The organism is Phytopseudomonas daroniae, assembly GCF_004327285.1.
GTDB lineage: Bacteria > Pseudomonadota > Gammaproteobacteria > Pseudomonadales > Pseudomonadaceae > Aquipseudomonas > Aquipseudomonas daroniae.
The window spans coordinates 26,092-44,964 of the sequence record NZ_QJUI01000016.1 but is presented as its reverse complement, the minus strand read 5'-3'; the positions used below and the strand labels follow the sequence as shown (position 1 = coordinate 44,964).

20 protein-coding genes and 1 pseudogene are annotated in these 18,873 nt (G+C 63.0%); 6 read left to right on the top strand and 15 right to left on the bottom strand.

Translation table 11 applies throughout. The features are described 5' to 3' along the window. Positions 1–35: 35 nt before the first annotated feature. A complete protein-coding gene (locus DNK06_RS18115) occupies positions 36–182 on the bottom strand; it encodes a hypothetical protein (RefSeq protein WP_207390001.1) in 147 nt (48 codons plus the stop codon). 123 nt (positions 183–305) lie between these two features. On the opposite strand from DNK06_RS18115, the gene phnD reads away from it, so the two are divergent. From phnD to DNK06_RS18090, 5 genes and pseudogenes are all read left to right on the top strand, one after another. Further along, on the top strand, positions 306–1,265 hold the full coding sequence (gene phnD, locus DNK06_RS18110) for a phosphate/phosphite/phosphonate ABC transporter substrate-binding protein (RefSeq protein WP_131181398.1): 960 nt from the start codon (positions 306–308) through the stop codon (positions 1,263–1,265). 32 nt (positions 1,266–1,297) lie between these two features. Next, positions 1,298–2,143, top strand: coding sequence for a phosphonate ABC transporter ATP-binding protein (gene phnC, locus DNK06_RS18105; protein WP_131181397.1), 846 nt, complete (start codon positions 1,298–1,300; stop codon positions 2,141–2,143). After that, positions 2,143–2,973 (top strand): phosphonate ABC transporter, permease protein PhnE, encoded by an 831-nt coding sequence (gene phnE / locus DNK06_RS18100; RefSeq protein ID WP_131181396.1) that lies wholly within the window; start codon positions 2,143–2,145, stop codon positions 2,971–2,973. Before phnC ends, phnE (DNK06_RS18100) begins: the two co-directional genes overlap by 1 nt. A gap of 11 nt (positions 2,974–2,984) precedes the next feature. Continuing rightward, positions 2,985–3,800 (top strand): phosphonate ABC transporter, permease protein PhnE, encoded by an 816-nt coding sequence (gene phnE / locus DNK06_RS18095; protein ID WP_131181395.1) that lies wholly within the window; start codon positions 2,985–2,987, stop codon positions 3,798–3,800. 177 nt (positions 3,801–3,977) lie between these two features. Then, a pseudogene (locus tag DNK06_RS18090) lies at positions 3,978–4,076 on the top strand (alpha/beta hydrolase); the annotation flags it as partial. Positions 4,077–4,367: 291 nt separating this feature from the next. Here DNK06_RS18090 and DNK06_RS18085 read toward each other — a convergent pair. Next, the gene (locus DNK06_RS18085; RefSeq protein WP_131181394.1) at positions 4,368–5,291 is read right to left on the bottom strand and encodes a LysR family transcriptional regulator; all 924 of its coding nucleotides are present in this window, start codon (positions 5,289–5,291) and stop codon (positions 4,368–4,370) included. Between the two features lie 93 nt (positions 5,292–5,384). Here DNK06_RS18085 and DNK06_RS18080 point away from each other — a divergent pair, with 93 nt between their 5' ends. Beyond that, complete coding sequence (locus tag DNK06_RS18080) at positions 5,385–6,254, top strand: aldo/keto reductase family oxidoreductase (protein WP_131181393.1); 870 nt, start codon at positions 5,385–5,387, stop codon at positions 6,252–6,254. Positions 6,255–6,353: 99 nt separating this feature from the next. On the opposite strand, the gene DNK06_RS18075 is transcribed toward DNK06_RS18080, so the two are convergent. From DNK06_RS18075 to DNK06_RS18015, 13 genes are all read right to left on the bottom strand, one after another. Then, positions 6,354–6,977 carry an NIPSNAP family protein gene (locus DNK06_RS18075; protein WP_131181392.1) on the bottom strand — a complete coding sequence of 208 codons (624 nt, stop codon included), beginning with the start codon at positions 6,975–6,977 and terminating at the stop codon, positions 6,354–6,356. Then, the gene (locus DNK06_RS18070) at positions 6,959–8,188 is read right to left on the bottom strand and encodes an alpha-hydroxy acid oxidase (protein WP_131181391.1); all 1,230 of its coding nucleotides are present in this window, start codon (positions 8,186–8,188) and stop codon (positions 6,959–6,961) included. Before DNK06_RS18070 ends, DNK06_RS18075 begins: the two co-directional genes overlap by 19 nt. Positions 8,189–8,285: 97 nt before the next feature. Beyond that, the gene (locus DNK06_RS18065; protein WP_242674712.1) at positions 8,286–9,596 is read right to left on the bottom strand and encodes an MFS transporter; all 1,311 of its coding nucleotides are present in this window, start codon (positions 9,594–9,596) and stop codon (positions 8,286–8,288) included. Between the two features lie 122 nt (positions 9,597–9,718). Then, positions 9,719–10,966 (bottom strand): OprD family porin, encoded by a 1,248-nt coding sequence (locus DNK06_RS18060; RefSeq protein WP_131181390.1) that lies wholly within the window; start codon positions 10,964–10,966, stop codon positions 9,719–9,721. Between the two features lie 193 nt (positions 10,967–11,159). Continuing rightward, positions 11,160–11,660, bottom strand: coding sequence for a flavin reductase (locus DNK06_RS18055; RefSeq protein ID WP_131181389.1), 501 nt, complete (start codon positions 11,658–11,660; stop codon positions 11,160–11,162). Positions 11,661–11,672: 12 nt separating this feature from the next. Continuing rightward, entirely contained in the window at positions 11,673–12,632 is a 960-nt protein-coding gene (locus DNK06_RS18050) for a PDR/VanB family oxidoreductase (RefSeq protein WP_131181388.1), read from the bottom strand. Between the two features lie 77 nt (positions 12,633–12,709). Next, a complete protein-coding gene (locus DNK06_RS18045; RefSeq protein ID WP_131181387.1) occupies positions 12,710–13,450 on the bottom strand; it encodes an SDR family NAD(P)-dependent oxidoreductase in 741 nt (246 codons plus the stop codon). Positions 13,451–13,460: 10 nt separating this feature from the next. Further along, positions 13,461–13,937 carry an aromatic-ring-hydroxylating dioxygenase subunit beta gene (locus tag DNK06_RS18040; RefSeq protein WP_131181386.1) on the bottom strand — a complete coding sequence of 159 codons (477 nt, stop codon included), beginning with the start codon at positions 13,935–13,937 and terminating at the stop codon, positions 13,461–13,463. Positions 13,938–13,963: 26 nt separating this feature from the next. Continuing rightward, complete coding sequence (locus DNK06_RS18035; RefSeq protein ID WP_423228067.1) at positions 13,964–15,253, bottom strand: aromatic ring-hydroxylating oxygenase subunit alpha; 1,290 nt, start codon at positions 15,251–15,253, stop codon at positions 13,964–13,966. Positions 15,254–15,299: 46 nt separating this feature from the next. Then, positions 15,300–15,845: a nuclear transport factor 2 family protein gene (locus DNK06_RS18030; protein WP_131181385.1), complete on the bottom strand. Its 546-nt coding sequence runs from the start codon at positions 15,843–15,845 to the stop codon at positions 15,300–15,302. 5 nt (positions 15,846–15,850) lie between these two features. Further along, on the bottom strand, positions 15,851–16,213 hold the full coding sequence (locus tag DNK06_RS18025) for an IacB protein (RefSeq protein ID WP_131181384.1): 363 nt from the start codon (positions 16,211–16,213) through the stop codon (positions 15,851–15,853). Positions 16,214–16,232: 19 nt separating this feature from the next. Further along, entirely contained in the window at positions 16,233–17,405 is a 1,173-nt protein-coding gene (gene iacA / locus DNK06_RS18020; protein ID WP_131181383.1) for an indole-3-acetate monooxygenase, read from the bottom strand. Between the two features lie 14 nt (positions 17,406–17,419). Next, the gene (locus DNK06_RS18015; RefSeq protein ID WP_131181382.1) at positions 17,420–18,541 is read right to left on the bottom strand and encodes an amidase; all 1,122 of its coding nucleotides are present in this window, start codon (positions 18,539–18,541) and stop codon (positions 17,420–17,422) included. Positions 18,542–18,873 lie beyond the last annotated feature (332 nt).

The window sequence follows — 18,873 nt, the reverse complement described above, 5'->3', positions numbered from 1 at the left end:
ATGTCGGGCGTTTTTGTTTCGGCAACAGACGTCGCTTACATACCGGCCGCTTTCAATAGCGGGTTACCGTTCGAACCAGCACCGCCATTGATCTTGTAAACATCCAGCAGCTTACCGACCTTGCTCCACTCGAAGACGGTCGACTCATTCTTGTTCGGTGCGCCAGGCAGCGCGCTGATCAAGCTGTAATCGTACTTCCAGATTTCCTTGCCGCTCAGCCCAGGCTTCGCTGCGCTGAAGTAAAACAGTCACAAAGTCGCATTATGGTGGCCGGAGTCGTCTTCCAGCCTGTAAGGGTACAAGCCATGCTGCGTTCCGTTACCTGCTCCCGCCTGCTCTACGCTCTGCTCTTACCGGTGTTGGGCACTGCTCATGCTGCCGATCTGTCCTCTCGCTACACCGACACCAACGGCGATATGGTCGCCGATGCGCCGACGGATGAAGGCAAGTGGATTGATCCCGCCACACTGATCTTCGCGTACACACCCGTGGAAGACCCAGCCGTGTATGCCAAGGTGTGGGACGGTTTTTTGCAGCACATGGAAAAGGTGACAGGCAAGAAGGTTAAGTTCTTCCCGGTTCAATCCAACGCCGCCCAGCTCGAGGCCATGCGCGCCGGCCGGCTGCACATTGCCGGCTTCAACACCGGCTCAGTCCCGCTGGCAGTCAACTGCGCCGGCTTCGTGCCCTTCACCATGATGGCTGACAAGCAGGGCAACTACGGCTACCAGATGGAAATCATCACCCATACCGGCAGCGGTATCGATGACGTACCAGGCTTGCGCGGCCACACCCTGGCATTCACCTCGCCCACCTCGAACTCCGGGTTCAAGGCGCCTTCGGCGCTGCTCAAATCCGAGTTCAATCTCGAGGCGGACAAGGACTTCAAAACGGCCTTCTCCGGCAAGCACGACAACTCGATCATGGGCGTGGTGAACCGCGATTACGACGCCGCCGCCATCGCCAACTCGGTGCTCGCACAGATGCAGGCCCGTGGCATGGTCAAGCCTGAGCAGTACAAGGTGCTGTACACCTCGCAGACCTTCCCCACCACCGGCTATGGCTACGTCTACAACCTCAAGCCAGAACTGGCCGCCAAGATTCAGGAAGGTTTCAAGACGTTCGAATGGGAAGGCTCGGATCTGCAGGCGGAATTCAAGAGCTCCGATGGTGAGCAGTTCATCCCGATCACCTTTAAACAGCACTGGGAAGTGGTGCGCAAGATCGACCAAGCCATGGACGTGAGTTACCAGTGCGACAAGTGATCAGCGCTGGCGAAAACAAGGAAGTGCCAGGCATGCCCCTTCTCGAGATCAATGGCTTGGGCAAACGCTACGCCAGTGGCGACCAGGCGCTCGCGGATGTGCGTCTGGTGTTGCCCAAGGGCCAGGTCATGGCACTGATCGGCCCATCCGGCGCGGGCAAGAGCACGCTGATTCGCTGCATCAACCGCCTGGTGGAACCGACCGAAGGCGAGGTGCTTCTCAGTGGTCTGTCGTTGACCAAACTGCGCTCCGGCGCGCTACGCAAAGCGCGTCGGCGGATGGGCATGATTTTCCAGGATCATGCCCTGGTCGATCGGCTGACCGTCATGGAGAACGTGCTGTCGGGAAGGCTGGGCTATGTGGGCTTTTGGCGCAGCGTCTGGCGCCGCTATCCCCAGGCCGATGTGCAGGAAGCCTTCCGCTTGCTCGACCGGGTCGGCTTGGCCCAGGCGCTCGACAAACGTGCCGATGCATTATCCGGTGGCCAGCGACAACGGGTCGGCATCGCTCGCGCCCTGCTGCAGAACCCCGACTTGATGCTGATCGACGAGCCCACCGCCAGCCTCGACCCGAAGACCTCACGGCAGATCATGCGGCTGATCCGTGAGCTATGCGACGAGCGTGGCCTAACGGCGATCATCAATATCCATGATGTCGATCTGGCTCGCCGCTTTTCGGACAGAATCGTCGGACTGCATGCCGGACGCATCGTCTTCGACGGCTCGCCTGACGCACTCGATGCCCCCACCCTGACCCGCATCTACGGTGAGGAAGACTGGGAATCCAATACTGAAAAAGCGGCTCAGGAAGATGAACCGGCAGCCGAAACGCGCGAACTTCATAAGGCTCGCTCGGGCTGGGCAGAGGTCGTCAGCTGATGGCCGTTGACGTATCTGCAAACGACCGTCTGGCCCGAGCACGTGCCGGACATTGGCAGCCACCCTCGCTGTTGCCAGGTATGGGCCAGCGCTACCTGGTCGTCGGTGGCCTGCTGCTTTATCTCGTGCTCGCTGGCACCAGCATCAACCTGGACTGGAATCGCATTGCCGAAGGCTGGTCGCGCGGGCTGGCCTTTGCGTCCGGGTTCGCTCACCCGGACTTCACCAGCCGTGGCGGCGATATTCTCGAAGGCCTGCTGGAAAGCCTGGCCATGACATTGGTTGCCACGGTGCTGGGTATCGCCCTGTCTATTCCGGTCGGCCTCGGCGCCGCACGCAACCTGTCGCCGCTGCCGGTCTACCTGTTCTGCAGGGGGCTGATCATGGTTTCGCGCACCTTTCAGGAAGTGATCATCGCCATCCTGTTTGTCGTGATGTTTGGCTTCGGCCCGCTGGCTGGCGTCGCCACGCTCGCCTTCGCCACCATTGGTTTCATCGCCAAACTACTGGCTGAAGCGATCGAAGACATCAATGCGCGCCCATTAGAGGCCATTCGTGCAACGGGCGGCAGCTGGTTACAGGTCATGAATCATGCCGTGCAGCCACAGATCATGCCTCGGCTGATCGGTCTCTCGCTGTACCGCCTCGACATCAACTTCCGCGAGTCGGCCATCATCGGCATCGTTGGCGCTGGCGGTATCGGGGCGACGCTCGGTACCGCCATGGATCGCTACGAATACAACACGGCTGCGGCCGTGCTGCTGATCATCATCGCCATCGTACTCGCCACAGAGTATTTCTCCGGGCACGTACGTCGCTGGCTCCAGTAAGGCTTTTTGTCATGCCCGTGATCCATGCCGCAACGGCACAGCCGCAATGGCGACGTCGCACCACCGCTCAACAGTGGAGCTACTGGCTTGCCTGGTTCGCCGGCGCACTGCTGTTTGTCTGGTGCGCTCGCTTCATCTCCGAAAACACCCTGTGGGAGTTCGTCCAGGATGCCGGTAGCCAGGGCGCCTCCCTGCTGGCGCGCATGGTGCCGCCGCGCTGGGACTACACACCTGCCCTGCTGCAGCCCCTCTGGGACACGCTCAACATCGCCACACTGGGCACCGCGCTCGGCGTACTGATGGCCTTTCCGCTGGCCTTTCTCGCCGCACGCAACACCACACCTTCACCGATCATCCGCAGCGCCGCGTTGCTGATCATCGTCTCGTCACGGTCGATCAACTCGCTGATCTGGGCGATGCTGTTAGTGGCGATGCTCGGCCCCGGCGTACTCGCCGGGATCATCGCCATCGCCCTGCGTTCGGTCGGGTTCGTCGGCAAGCTGCTCTACGAAGCGATCGAGGAAATCAGCACCTCACCAGTAGAGGCCATTGGTGCAACCGGCGCGGGGCGTTTGCAGGTGCTGCAATTCGGCGTAGTCCCGCAGATCATGCCGGCCTTTGTAGGCACCTCGCTCTATCGCTGGGACATCAACATCCGGGAGTCGACAGTGCTGGGCTTGGTGGGCGCGGGCGGCATCGGGCTGCAGCTCGACGCCGCCATCAATAACCTCGCCTGGGATCGGGTGAGCATCATCTTCATCCTGATCTTCGCCACCGTAATTTTTTCTGAATGGGCCTCGGCCCGGCTGCGTCAGAGGCTGACATAAGCCTAAATACCCGGTAGGTATTTGCGCATGACAGCGCCTGCACTTTCTTCTTGCCGCGTTTTTGCAATGCCTCGTGAAAAACTTTGGCGTTCGGGTCGTAGCCTGCTGACAAGGCAGGCATGTAGAACGTGCTACACAGATAGGTATTGTCAGCCTTACTCAGGCATCCAGGCTTGTTCACGCTGGAACCTGACCGTCCAGTTGTTTCGCATCGAACAACTGCATGCCATGGGCTTCTCGGTACTGGCCATCGACTACCGCGGTTTTGGCGAAAGCCTCTACCAGACCGCCAGCTAACCCAAACGCCTGCTGCTGATCAACGGCGAGTACCAAGAGGCGATTCGCACACTGTTTACGCCGAAGGCTGTAGATCAGGGATAAAGGGTTCGCACCACGGCCTGAGCGTAGCGCGATTTAGCCTGTCGATTGCGCTGGATGGCATGCTGGAGCTCGGCATCACAAGACGCGGCATATTCTCCCCTGCGTGAAACATGATCCTGGCCTGCGGTGTGTGCCTGCTTGTCGCGGCCCCTTTTAATCTTTCACCCAGGCATTGTCGTACAGAATCTAAGCTATGGGAGCAAACACGCCAGGACTCTCGAGCTTCACGTAATCGACGAATGCCCGCAACGGCGCGGGCAACAGTCGGCGCCCTGGGTAATACAGGAAGGGGCCGGAGAAACTCACCCACCAGGACTCCAGCACGGGAGTCAGGCGACCGTCATCGAAGTAAGGCTGCAGCCAATCCTCGAATAGAAACACGATGCCACTGCCAGCGATCGCCATGTCCACCGCAAGATCCGTCGCACCGCCGATAGACACTTCCAATGAACCGGTCGGGTCGATCTGTATCTGCTGGCCGTGATGCTCGAATTCCCAGGTTGCGACTGCGCCACTGCTGAAGCGGCCACGTATGCAGTCATGTTCGAGCAGGTCATGCGGATGCGCGGGGTTCCCGTTTCGGGCGAGATAGGCTGGCGATGCCGCGGCCGCGTAACGCTGCACGCGCGGGCCGATAGGCACGGCGATCATGTCCTGCTCCAGCCGCTCTTCGTAACGGATACCCGCGTCGCAACCACTGGCGAGCACATCGACGAAGCTGTCGTCGGCGATCACCTGTACCTGGATGTGCGGATACGCCTGCAGAAAACCGGGAAGCAGTCTCGGCAGGACGAGACGCGCGGCCACGACCGGCACGTTCAGCTTCAAGGTGCCGGCGGGCAGGTCGCGAAAGCCGTTGACCACATCCAACGCCTCGTTCACCTCAGCCAGTGCCGGCGATACGCGCTCGAGCAACTGTCGCCCCACATCGGTCAGCACAACACTACGAGTATTGCGATGCAACAGCCTGACACCCAATTGCGTCTCGAGCCGCCGTACGGCATCGCTCAGACGAGACGCACTCGCGCCACTTCGCCGGGCACCATGGCGGAAACCGCCTGCGTTCGCCACCGCGAGAAAGGCACGCAAGTCATTCAGGTCGATATCCATTGTCCGCCACTCCGCACAGCCCGTGCAGACTATAGCGGATTGTCGTGCATGGGCTACGGGCCTAACGTGACCCTCCCATCACGGAGAAACCCCATGAACACGACCAACCCCGACACCTTCATGCTGGGCGATCGTCCGGTCAACCGCATCGGTTACGGCGCCATGCAACTGGCCGGCCCCGGCGTATTCGGCCCACCGCAAAGTCGGGAAGGCGCCCTCGCCGTCCTGCGCGCCGCCATCGACGCCGGCGTGAACCACATCGACACGTCCGACTTCTATGGCCCGCATGTCACCAACCAGTTGATCCGCGAAGCGCTGCATCCCTACCCCGATAACCTGACCATCGTCACCAAGGTAAGCGCCAGACGCGGTTCGAACGGGGAATGGCTGCCCGCTCTCTCTCCCGCCGAGCTCACTGCCGCTGTCCACGACAATCTGCGCCATCTCGGCCTCGAGCAGCTGGACGTGGTGAACCTGCGCAGCATGCACGGCCTGCACGAACCAGCAGAGGGCTCGATCGAGGAAGCCATCACCACGCTGGCCGAACTCCGCGAGAAAGGACTGATCCGCCAGATCGGCGTGAGCAACGTGACCGCCGCCCAGATCGCCGAAGCGCGCCGCATCGTTCCTATCGTCTGCGTGCAGAACTTCTACAATGTCGTGCATCGCCACGACGACGCCCTGATCGACAGCCTCGCAGCCGAGGGTATCGCCTACGTGCCCTTCTTCCCGCTAGGCGGTTTCAGCCCGTTGCAATCGAGCGTGCTCGAAGAGGTCGCGACGGCATTGAACGCCACGCCCATGCAGGTCGCCATCGCCTGGCTGCTGCAACGCTCGCCGAACATCCTGCTGATTCCGGGCACCTCGAAGGTTACGCACTTGCAGCAGAACCTGGCGGCGGCGACCGTGAAACTGCCGGCCGATGCCGCATCACGCCTGGATGGGCTGACGGAAAAGGGCTGATCGATCCAGATCTCGAACGGTGGGAAAAGGGAAACAGATTCATTGTTTGACTGCACCTGCAGCCGAAAAATAAATCTGTCCCTTTCTCTCTCAGTCAGCTCAATGCAGCGGCGAAAAGCGCGCCGGCAGGTACGCGGTGGAATGCATGGTTCTGAGCTGCGGCCCCGAGTTTTCCGGTGGCCAGACGCCGTCGGCCACCGCCCGGGTGCGCACGTCGAGGCGTTGTTCCAGGCTGGCGTAGGGCCAGATGTGCAGGTAGCGCGGCAGCGCCCCCGAGGTGGCGTAGAAGGCCGCGTACACCGATGAATAGTTCGCGCCGGTACGCGGCCCCACGGCCTTCTTCCAGCCATCCAGGGTCGGCTGCAGGCCGGACGGGATCAGGCGGTACTCGCGCAACTCGTAGAAGGGCCCGTGGGCACCGGGCGCCAGCGGTTCGAGGAAGGGGAACAGGCTGTAGTCGTCGACCTGCATGTCGAGCAGCAATTCGCCGATACCGAAGGCGTCGGCAGCCAGCAGATAGCGCTCACGCTCGGCCTGACGCAACTGTTCGCTGGCAAAGCCGCGCAGCAGGGCGATGCGGTTCTGCGGGCCGATCTCCGAGAGCCAGCAGCCCATCAGCTGCACCCCCGCCAGGCTGTCGGCCAGGGCCGTCTCGATGCGCGCCAGCGCGGCGGCGGGGGTGCGCACGCGCACGGTGAAGGTGATCAGTTCGTACAAGCGCATGTGCTACTCCAGTCGCTCAGCCGCGCAGTGGCGGGCCGCATGTTGAAGGTCAGCCACTCGGCCGACAGCTCGTCGATGTCCGGGCAGCCCATCAGGTTGAGCGTGCGCCGCAGTTCCTCGGCCAGCAGGTCGAGGGCCCGCCCGGCCCCGGCTTCGCCGGCCACCGCCACGCCATACAGGCTGGCCCGCCCGAGCAGCACGGCATCGGCGCCCAGGGCCAGGGCCTTGACGATGTCGCTGCCGCGGCGGATGCCGCCATCGAGCAGCAACGCCAGGCGACCGCGCGCCAGCGGCGCGATCAGGCGCAGGGCATCGAGGCTACTCACCGCCCCGTCGAGTTGGCGACCGCCATGATTGCTGATCACCAAACCGTCCAGCCCCAGGGCGATGGCTCGTTCGGCATCGGCTGGATGCAGCACGCCCTTGAGCAGAAATTGCCCGGTCCACTGGTCACGTAAACGGGCCAGAGCGTCCCAGTCGAGCAGGCTGTCCATCTGCTCGCCGATGAATTGCATCGAGCCCAGGGCGGTACGCTCGCCCTCGGGCAGGTAAGGGTCGAGGTTGCCCATCGACGGCAGGCCATGGGGCCACATCACCTGGCGCAACCAGCGTGGGTGACGCAGAACTTCCAGTTTGTTGGCCAGGCTGAGCTGGCGCGGCCGCACGAAGTTGCGCCTGTCCCACTCGCGATTGCCCAGCACCATGGCATCGCTGGTGAGCAGCAGGGTGCTGACACCGGCACGCTGGGCACGGGCCAGCAGATCGGCCTGGATCGCCGCGTCGCGCATGGCGTAGAGCTGGAACCACAGGTCGACGCCCGGCACCTGGCGGACGATCTGTTCCAGCGCCGCATTGGCCACCGTGCTCAGGCAGAACGGCACGCCACGGGCGGTGGCGGCGCGCGCCAGATGGATATCGGCATCGCGGTGCAGCATGCCGTTGTAGCCGGTGGGGCCGATCAGCAGTGGCAGCGCGGCAGGCTTGCCGAACAGCGCACGGTCTGTTTTCGCTGCATGGCAAGGCACCAGCGCGCGTTGCTGCAAACCGACCTCGGCATAGGCCTGGCGGTTGCGCTGCAGGGTCAGTTCATCCTCGGCGCCACCGGCCAGGTATTCCCAGGCGAAATGGGGCAGACGCCGACGCGCCAGTTGCGCCAGCTCGGCAATGCTGTGGATGCGGCGCAGATCGCTGCCGCGGTAGTAACGACGCATATCTCGATCCTCGGCGACACCCGGGGTGCCGCCCCAATAGAAAAAGCCCGGGGGAGCGGCCCGGGCGAAGGAGCAGGAAACTCCATAAACAAGCGCGCTAGGCGGTTGCCTCCTGCGCGGCATAAGGGCGGTTGCGGCTGATGCTCAGCAGGGTCAGGGTGGTCACCGCACTGAAGAACACCAGCATCAGCGCCACCGGCCAGGCATCGCGGTACACGGCGAACAGCGCGGTGGCGGCCAGGGGCGCCAGGCCGCCGGCGAAGATCGAAGCGATCTCATGCCCCATGGCCAGACCGGTGTAGCGCACATGGGTGGGGAACAGTTCGCCCATCAGCGCCGGCTGGGTGCCGATCATCGCCGCGTGGCTGAACGGCAGGCCGAGCAGCAGGGCCAGATAGACCAGCGACGGCTGGTGCGTGTCCATCAGCCAGAAGAACGGGAAGGCGAACAGCGCCAGGCTCACCGAGCCGATGGCGTATACCGCGCGCCGGCCGATGCGATCCGACAGCCAGCCCCAGAACAGGATGCTGAAGGCCTCCGCGGTCATCGCCAGCATGACCCCGACCAGCACCACCTGGGTCGACAGGCCGGTGAACTTGGCATAGGCCATGGAGAAGGACAGGAAGATGTAGGCGCCACCGTTCTCCGCCACGCGCAGGCCCATGGCCTGCAGCACGGCCCGGGGATGTTCGCGCAGCACCTGCAACGCCGGCGGGTGGGCGGCGGGGGCGGCCTGCGCCACGCTGTTCTCGAACGCGCGGCTCTCCGGCAGGCGCCGGCGGATATAGATGCCGACGCCGAAGATGAGGATGCTGAGCAGGAACGGCAGGCGCCAGCCCCAGCTCATGAAGTCGTCCTCGGGCAACATCTGCACCAGGTAGAACGCCGCGGCGGAGAGCACGAAACCGCCGGACACGCCCAGTTGGCTCCAGGCCGCGTAGAAGCCGACGCGCCTGGCCGGGGCGTTCTCGCTGAGCATCAGCACGCCACCACCCCACTCACCACCCGAGGCGATGCCCTGGACGATGCGCAGGATCACCAGGCTGATCGGCGCCAGGTAGCCGACCTGTTCGAAGGTCGGCAGCAGGCCCATGAGGAAGGTGGCCACGCCCATCATCGACAGGGTGATCACCAGGGCGTTCTTGCGCCCATGGCGATCGCCGATATGGCCGAACACCATGCCGCCCAGCGGGCGCGCGACGAAGCCCACGGCGAAACCGGCGAAGGCGCCCAGGGTGCCGATCACCGGGTCGGTGCCGGCGGGAAAGAACAGCGGCCCGAACACCAGGGCGGCGGCCGTGCCGTAGAGAAAGAAGTCGTACCACTCCAGGGCGTTGCCGAGTACCGAGGCGACGACGATACGGCGCATGGGCGTGCCAGCCTGGGCGGTGCGTGCGGGACGGTTCATGCTGCGCTCCTGAACGCGGTGGGCGGCCTGGCCGGCCGCTCACGCGAGGGACAATCCAATGGCCGGCGGCGAACCGCGCGGCCGGCAGGCGGAAAGGACGCCCTAGGCGCCCTTGGCCGGGCTTACCAGAAGTTCCAGGTGTAGGTGGTGGCGAAGCGGTACTCGTCGTAGTCGCTGCCGTACTTCTGCTTGGTGTTGATGTTGCGCAGGTCGAAGCCGAGCCCCTTGAGCGGGCCGTCCTGCAGCACGTAGGTGAGGTAGATGTTGCGTTCGCTTTCCTCGTTGTCGGACAGGCCGGCGCCGCGATCCCAGTGGGTGCCCTTGGTGTAGCGGGTATACAGCTTCAGGCCCGGTACGCCCCAGCCGGCGAAGTCGTAGCCGTAACGCACCGACCAGGAACGCTCGCCCGGACGCACGAAGGCCAGGGACGACCAGTTCACCAGGTACGGGTTGGGGATGTAGCCGTTCATGGTCGGGAACACGCTGTCGCCGAGCATGCGCTGGTAGCTGGCGCCGAACATGTGGTTGCCCTTGAGCAGGGTGAACAGCGCGCCGTAGGAACGGTTGTCCACTTCACCGGCGAGGGCGTCGCCATCCTCGTTGTTGTTGAAGTAGCGCAGGTCGGTCTTAAGCTTGTAGCCAGCGCCCAGGTCGGCCATGTGCGCCAGGCCGAAGTAGTGCTGTTGGTAGATATCGTGCAGCACGCCGTAGAAGTAGCTGGCCTGCAGGTTCTTGGTGACGTCGTAGGTGGCGCCACCGAAATCCAGGCCATCGCTGTCCAGGTCATCGGTCGAGCCCCACTTGTAGAGCTTCTCGTGGTCGCTCGACTCGCGGGTGACCGCGGACCAGAAGCGTCCGCCGGTGAGGGTCAGGCCCTCCAGCTCCTTGGATTCGACCACCGCGCCCTGGTAGATGGTATCCAGCTGGCGGCTGGCGTCGTTGTAGGCGATCGGCAATTGCGGACGGTGGTCGCCGACCTTCAGTTCGGTCTTCGAGTAGCGCATCTTGAAGGTGGCGCCAGCACGGCCATAGTCATCCGCCAGTTTCTGCTCGGCCACGCTGTAGGGTAGCGATCCGTCATTGCCCGAGCCGTCCAGACGCACGGCGTACTGCGCGTTGGCATCCACACCGAAGGCCAGCGGCGTGTCGGTATAACCCGAGGTGAATTGCAGATCGAAGCCCTGCGACCAGCTGTGCACCGAGGAAACCGGCGCATCGTCATGGGTGAAATTGCGGTGCAGGTAGAAGTTGCGCATGTCCAGTTTCAGGTGACTGTCTTCCACCAGATCGGCCTGGGCCAACCAGGGCGAGAACAATCCGAGCACGCAGGGAACTTGCAACACGCGGACAATCGACTTATCGCGGAACATAGGGATGTTTCCTTTGTTTTAATGCACCGAAGTGCAGTGGGAGCAGATTAATGGCGCAAACATCGAACATTGGCAGTCAATCTGGGTCGTTGTTGTTATCAACCACTTTTAATAAACAAAAGTCGAAACCTGGCCGTCTCTTCCACTGCGGAAGATGGGCCATTTAATTATTCTTATCGAACCGCTTGATTCGTCAGCAGGCGGCCTTGGAGGCCTCGCAGAGCCTGTGATAGGCGCGATTGAAGTACACCAGCCCCTCTTCGCTGGCACCCTGTTTGATCGTCAATACTTCGCAATAGAAGATACTGTGCGAACCCACTTCGTGAACCTGGTCAATACGGCAATCGAAGTTGACCAGGGCCTCGTCCATGACCGGAGAACCACTTTCCAGGGTACTCCAGGGCGTGGTGGAGAAGCGCTCTTGCATACTCAGGTTTCTATTCGCGAACGTACCGGATACATCCTGGTGAGTACCAGCCAGTACATTCACGCACAGCACCCTGTTGGCCTTGAAGTGGGCATTGGAAAATGACGAACGATTCATGCACACCAGCAGGGTGGGCGGCGAGTCGGTGACACTGCACACCGCCGAGGCGGTGAAGCCGAAACGTCCTGCCGGGCCGTCGGTGGTGATCACCGACACGGCGCCACCGAGTCGGGCCATGGCGTTGCGGAAGCCGCTTACATCGACCATTGTTCTGCCTCCTCAGATATCCAGAACCAGCTTTTTCGATTTGGCGCGAGAGCAGCAGACCAGGATCTGGTCGTTGGCCGCTTTCTCGTCGTCGGTGAGGTACACGTCGCGATGATCCGGCTCGCCTTCGAGCACGTCGCACAGGCAGGTGCCGCAGATGCCCTGCTCGCAGGAAATCTCGATCTTGATGCCGACGCCTGCCAGCGCCTCGAGGATGCTCTGCCCTTCGCCGACCTGCACCGTCTTGCCGCTGCGCGCGGCGACCACTTCGAAACTCTCGCCGCTGCTGTCCACGTCCACCTGGAAATACTCGCGGTGGATATGGTCATCGGCATAACCGTGCTTCAGCGCCTCGCCGATCACCCAGTCCATGAACCCGGACGGGCCGCAGGTGTAGAGGTGCACGCCGGCCTCGGCCTGGCCGAGCACGCTGTCCATGTCGAGTTTCTGCTCGGGCGCTTCATCGTCGAAATGGGTGTGCACGCGCTCGGCGAAATCGGCGCTGCGCAACTCGTCGAGAAAAGCACTGCGGCTGCGCGAGCGGCCGCAGTAGTGCAGCTCGAAATCCTCGCCCCTGGCATGCAGCGCATAGGCCATGGCGATCATCGGGGTGATGCCGATGCCGCCACCGATCAGGATCGAGCGACGCGCCTCGCTGGCCAGCGGAAACAGGTTGCGCGGCGCGCTGATCTGCACTTCGGCGCCTTCCAGCAGGGTGTCGTGCACGCTCGTCGAGCCGCCGCGCGAGGCGGGATCCCTGAGCACGCCAAGGCGGTACACGGCGTTGTCCGCCGGGTCGCTGCACAGCGAGTACTGGCGCACCAGGCCAGGGGCGATATGGATATCCACATGGGCGCCGGCCTCGAAGACCGGCAGCCTGGCACCACCAACCGGAATCAGGTCGAGGACGACGACACCGTCACCCTGCAACTGGCGCTTGTGCACCTGCACCTTCAAGAGTTGTTCATTCATCTCGGGCTCACCCGTATTGCACGTCAAGGTCAGAACGCGGCCGTTGATTCGGCCGTCGCATCATGTGTAAAGCGCTGCTAGCGCATGAACAGGCCGCCGTTCACGTCCCAGGTCGCCCCGGTGGTGAAATAGGCTTCCGGCCGCGCCAGTTGCACGATCAGGTCGCCGAGAAAATCCGCATCGCCCAGGCGCCCCACCGGAATGTTGGCGAGCATTCCCGCCATACGCTGCGGCGGTACCACCGCATGCACCATGGGCGAGTCGATCGGCCCTGGCGCGATGGCGTTGACCGTCACGCCATTGGCGGCCAGCTCCTTGGCGAAGATCTTGGTCAGGGTGACGATGGCGCCCTTCGACGCGGCGTAGTGCGCGCCGGTAGCGGTACCGCCGTTCTGGCCGGCCAGCGAGGCCATGTTGACGATGCGCCCGTAGCCGGCCGCCGCCATGTGCGTGCCGAATACCTGGCAGCCGACGAAGATGCTGCGGGTGTTGAGGCTCATGACGCGGTCGAACTCTTCCGGGCTGATCTGCATGACCGGTGTGGTCATGGTCATCGCCGCGTTGTTGACCAGCACCTGCAAGGCGCCGAAGCGCGTCAGGGTGGCGGCCAGCGCCGCCTCGAAATCGGCCTTGCTGGCGACGTCGAGCTTGAGCGCCAGCACCCGCTCGCCACTGGCATCCAGCGCCTCGGCAGCGGCCTGGGCACGCGCCAGTGAGAGGTCGGTGATGACCACCGCATAGCCGGCGGCGAACAGCCGGCCGGCGATGGCGTAACCCAGCCCCTGAGCGGCGCCGGTGACCAGTGCGATCTGCTTCATGGCCGGGCCCTCAGAGGATGTAGCCGATGCCCGCGAGGGTATCGTCGGAATTGATCAGGCGGATCAGCTTGCGCTGGATCGTGAAGCTGTCACCGCTGCGCACCAGGTCATAGGTGAGATCGGCGCTGTAGTGCTTGAGCACGTCCTTGCGGAAGTCGCGCAGGTGCTGCGAGCAACGAACCTGCACCCGGTCACCTTCTTCGCCGAGGATGCGAAAGTTGGATGCGGCACGCACCGTGCGCGGCTGCGGGCTGGTGGATATCGACTCGCCCCCGATCAATCGCTGCACACGCAACTGGCGCATGTGGGCGTCGTCGTAGGCGTAGTTGAGGCTGTTCTCGAAATCTTCTTCCGTGGGGTCGATAGGGATGATGTAGGTACCCTTCTCGGCCCACAGCGCCAGCCAGGCGTCGTATTCGTTGTGATCGAGCATGTCGCCTTCCTGCCAGATGAAGGCGGTGACTTCTTGAAGCAGTTGCAGATTCATTTCGCGTTCTCCGTCGATCCGGTCGGTCAGGCCGACATCATCTTTTTCCACTGCTGGTAGGCAGCGCGCATACCGGTCTCGGCGGACACGTCGCTGACCAGCCCGTCCTCGCTCGGCTTCTCGCCGGGCAGGCCGCGGTTGAGCATGATCCACAGGTCTTCGCCGGCACTGGCGCCCTTCTGCACGCGCTCCCAGGCCTCGGAATCGTCCGGCGTGCCGAAGCCCATCGGGCCCTGGAAGTGTTCGTGCAGGCGCAGGCGGTAGCGGTTGGCCACGGCCGGGCCACCGTCCATGGTGATCACCGCGTGGTGGATTTCCGTCTCGTTGACCGAGATCGGTTGCAACACGCGGAAGAACGCCATGGAGCAGGCAACATTGGGGAACAGATTGAGGTTGAAGCCCGAACCACCGACCGCGCGGACGATGCGCCGCACCTGCTGTTCCTCGATACCTTCATCGCGCAGTTCCTGGGCCAGGGTTTCGAAGCGCGCCGGAATCGGCAGGTCGAGGTTGGCTTCGAGGTCGATCAGGTCGGGGATCATGACCATTACGCTATGGCCGTTGCCGAGGTCTTCGACGTAGCCGGAGCCGTCGACGAAGTCGAGCATGTCCATGGTCTGCTGATCCACCGAGTGCAGGAACGACTTGTGCACCAGCGGGAAGTGATAGGCGTCGGTGGTGTTTTCCAGCTGGATCTTCCAGTTGCCGGGGAAGCGGAAACGGTGCTCGCCGGGCACCTTGATGCCGTAGCCAGCGCCCTGTTTCATGAACAGATCCATCCACTTCTTCGCCGGGCCGAGGAAGTCCACCAGCGGTTCGATGTCGTCCTTGAAGGTGGCGAAGATCATCCCCGCGTAGCTTTCCGTACGCAGGCTGACCAGCGGCAATTCGCTCTTGTCCAGGCAATCGCCGTAGCTGTCCGGGTGCGGAATGCCACGCAGCGAACCGTCCAGCGCATAGCCCCAGCCGTGATAGGGGCAGACGAAACTGTTGGTCTTGCCCTTCTTGTGCTCGCAGACGGTGGCGCCACGATGGCGGCAACGGTTGAGCAGCACGTGCACTTGCTTCTTGCGATCGCGTACGGCGATCACCGGCTGCTTGCCGATGTAGGTGCTCTTGTAGCTGCCGGCGTCGGGGATTTCGCTCTCGTGGGCGACCCATACCCAGGTGCTGTAGAAGATCTTTTCCATCTCCGCGTCGAACAGCTTGGCGTCGGTATACAGCGAGGTATGTACGCGGTCGGCCTGCACCAGTTCGGCGGGATCGCATTCGAGACTGTCGTTATCGAGGGAACGGGCTTCGATCAGGTTATTCACGGTTGGCTCCTCGTCGGCTTGTCTGGCCGACTTCAAAAGTCTTGGGTCATTGCGCGGGCTTTTCAGCTGCGGGCCGGTCTGGAACGGGTAAGGCCGCTTCGCTGTTCCAGGTATCCACCGGACGGCTGAACAGGTTCTCGGTCTGGAAATGCGCCATGCGCCACTGCCCGTCCTCCTCGGCGAAACGCACGGTCAGCCGCGCCGCATTGAGGTGCGAGGCGCCGCTGGCGAAGGTCGAGGTCTGCAACATCACCCAACTGCCCAATGCGCCGCCTGCGTCGAGCTCGATCAGCTCGCTGGTGAGGAAGTGCACGTTGAGAGCGAAGTGCGCCGGGGTCTTCATGTAGGTGGCGAACATCGCACCGATCGCTTCGCGACCGCGGTAGCCGCCGAAGCTGTTGGCGTACTTGGCGCCCTTGCCTTCCCAGACCGCATCGGTGGTGAACAGGCCGGCCAGTTCGTCCAGCGGCGTGCTGGCATCGAGGGCATCGCACAGCACCACGTAACGGTTCATGCAGGCGCGTATGGCGTGCTCGGCCTCGAAGCGCTTGAGGCGTGCTTCGAGATTGGCGATTCGGGCTTCGTTCGACATGATGATCACGCGCGCTGGATGATCAGTTCGCGGCCGGTACGGGCCTCGACCTTGGCGTAGCGCCACAGCTTGTAGGTGCCTTCACCCACCGGCGTGGTGCGGAACAGGTTGCAGGCGGCGTGCACGGTCTCGATATCCGGAACGTCGGCCAGCAGGTAGGTGGTCCAGGGATAGCCCGTGCTTGGTCCGACCATGCTCTGGTCGTCGTCCATGTTGCCGAACACCTTCACGCCTGGCAGATCGTGGATGCCGTTCCACATGGCGCTGAACGCGCCCCAGACTTCCAGTTGCTCCTCGCGCGGCGCGTCGAAGAAGTTCTGGTTGATGCCCATGCAGAACAGCACGCGCAGTGGTTTTTTCTCGCTCATGATTGGCTCCGGAAACGGGTCAGAGGTAGCCCGGCAAGGGCTGCTTGCCGAAGAAGATGGCGCCGGCATTCTGGTAGGTGACGTCGCCCATGAAGGCGTGCTGAGTCACCACCTGGGCGTCGTTCACGCAGCGCGCCAGCGGACTGCTGTTGTAGATGCCGGTCATGCCCGAGAGCATCTGCGCGGTACGTGCCACATCGGCGGCAACGCGGGTGGCGTGCGTCGAGGACAGGCGCAGCAGGTTGGTCTGTTCGGCGGACACCGGGTTGCCGGCCAGCACCGACTGCCAGGCGTCGTCGATGGAATCGAAGAAGAATGCCCGGGCTGCCCGCAGCGCCGCCTCGGCCTTGGCGATCTCGACCTGAGCCAGTGGCCGTTCGGCTACCGCCGGCGCGCCGGTTACCGAGATGCGCCCGGCCGCCATGTCGCGCAGTTCGTCCAGGGCAGCACGGGCCACACCGAGACCGACCACGGAAAGCACCTGAGTGGCGAAGGACAGCGACGGGTAACGGAAGAACGGTTCGTCGAGATTGGCTGCACCACCGCGCACGAAAGTCCACTCCTCGGGTACCACCACATCCTCGACCACCAGATCATGGCTACCGGTGCCGAGCAGGCCGACGGTGTCCCAGGTCTGTTCGATACGCGCCTTGCTCTGCGGCATAACGGCCAGGCGTGGCAGATCCAGTTTGTCGCCGTTCTTCGGCGCAATGCCGACCCCCACCAGCGAGGCACCCATGCAGCCGCTGGAATACTTCCAGCGACCATTGACCTTGAAGCCACCGGGCACTGATTCGGCCGGCTGCGGCGGGAAGATGCCGCCGGCGAAGACCACGTCGGGGCCATTGGCATAGACCTGCCTGATGGTGTCCAGCGGCAGCGAGGCCAGGTACACCGGGCTCATGCCGAAACTGGCGACCCAGCCGGCGGAACCATCGGCCTTGGAGATCTCCTCGACCATGGCGCAGAACTCGCCCGGCGAGCGCTCGTCGCCGCCGAAACGCCGGGGCACCAGGGCGCGGTATACGCCCAGGGACTTGAAGGCATCGATCACGTCCTCGGCGATATGGCCGAGGCGGTCGAACTCGCCGCTGCGCGCACGCTGCTTGATGGCGACGAGCAGGTCGGCAAAGGCCTGGTTGTCGGTGATGGCGGCAGGCGACCCGTTGCCGGCCAGGTTGAGCGAAGTCATGACAGGCTCCACGATCAGAGAAGGTTGGAATCGAGACGCCGCAACAGTTCGCCGGCGACTGCCAGAAGCAGTTCGTCGGCGCCCTTGGCGGCGATCAGTTGCAGGCCGACCGGCAGAGCGGATTCCCCTGCGAAGGGAATGCTCAGCGCCGGGTGGCCGGAAAGATTGAACGGCCGCACGAAGGCCGTCATGCCCAGCACCGCGCGGGTGTCCGCCGCCTCTTCGAGACGCAGCGGGTAGTCGGGCATGGTCGGCAAGGCCAGAACCGGGAAGCGCTTGAGCGCTGCATCCACCTCGGCGGTAAAGTTGGCGCGCACCTGTTCGGCGGCGGCCAGCGCCGCATCGCTGGTCTGCCCGGCGGCCCGCAGGCGGCCGGCGACATCCGCAGCGACCAGGCCGGTATCGAGCAGATGCCCGCAGGCATTCCAGGTCTCGCGGTTGATCACCACCATGCCGGCGTCATAGGCGGCCTGCATGCTATTCAGGTGCACTTTGCCGAGAGCCAGGCCGCTGGCGTCGAGCACCGCGTCGATAGCGCGCTGCACCTCGGCCGATGCCTCGACCGAGACCATGCCGATGCTGATGTCAGCGACATCGGGCAGAGGCTCGAGCGTGGGATCGATGATCCGCATCGCCTCGATCAGCATGGACAGGCTGCCTGCGAACGGGCCGACGCAGTCCAGGCTGGTCTGCGCGGGCATTACGCCACGGCGATCGATGCGGCCGAACGTAGGCTTGAAGCCGAACACGCCACAGCAGCAGGCCGGAATACGCACGGAGCCGCCGGTATCGGTGCCCAGGGAAAAATCACAGAGTCCGGCGGCCACAGCCGCCGCCGAGCCACTGGAGGAGCCGCCGGGAATGCGTCCGGGATAACGCGAGTTCTCGGCAGTGCCTGCGTAATGGTTAATACCCGTGGTGCCGTAGGCCAGCTCGTGCAGAACGGTCTTGCCGATGATCTGGCAGTCGCCGGCCAGCAGCGCATCGACCACCATGGCGTGCTGTCGAGCTGGCTCGGCATCCTGCAGCGCCCGACTGGAGGCGCGGGTCGGGTAGCCGGCGATATCGATGGTGTCCTTCACCATCACCGTCAGACCGGTGCCTCCTACCTTCATCTGTTCGATCACCATCGTCATGCCATCTACCTTCTCGAACGTTGCTGGCGTGGCGAGCACAAGGCCGCCGATTCGCTAAATCTAAAATCGCCATAATTACGTGAATTGTCAATTGAATTATCCGAAAAATATCAACGTTCAAATTGGTGCACTTTTCACGCAAAAAGCACCAGCATTGTGCAGATTGGTAACGACCTGGAAAAACTCGTAAAGTCCTCATGAACTCTATTTAAATCCTTTTAAATCAATATATTAAACGTTAAAAATATGCTTAAACAGAGACAATCCGAGTGTTACCGAAGGCATGGAGACAGATTGAAGATCGGATTTATTTGTTGAATAACATCATTGAA